We start from the raw sequence: 463 nt of genomic DNA on the forward strand, positions 1-463 counted from the left end.
CCAGGGGGCCCCGCTACCAGCCGGACGCAGGTGGTACGTCGTCGCAGAGCCCTCACCAGGGAGAGCGACTACGACACCCACACGGCCATCGCGAGCGCTGTCCGTGGCGAGGTCGCCGAGCAGTGGACGGAAAGGTGCCGCCGTGCCTAACTCGGTTCCCTGCGAAGGAAGATGAGAAGAACGTCGTCGCGTCATGCCCCGAAGTTAGGGACAGGACGAGCCTCGAATATGAGCCGGAGGAATACGACCCCTATCCGTCCAGGTGAAAGCGGTCGGACATGTGCCGCAGCTTCTCCCTCGTGGCTGCTCGTTCCGCGTAGACGATGCTGCGAAGCGTTGAACGGGCGATGGGATGGTTCCGCACGAGCTGCGGCGCGATCCGCTCAGCCGTCTCCAGCTCGGTGAGGGCCTTTGCCCGGTTTCCGTCCCACAGCCAGGCCCGCGCCACGTCCATGTGGTGGTG

Annotated in this window: 1 pseudogene; it reads right to left on the reverse strand. The window is 65.7% G+C overall.

What is annotated here, in order from left to right:
• Positions 1 to 250 precede the first annotated feature (250 nt).
• Positions 251 to 463, reverse strand: a pseudogene (locus RM704_RS44695) (helix-turn-helix domain-containing protein); the annotation flags it as partial.

The organism is Streptomyces gottesmaniae, assembly GCF_031845845.1.
GTDB lineage: Bacteria > Actinomycetota > Actinomycetes > Streptomycetales > Streptomycetaceae > Streptomyces > Streptomyces akebiae.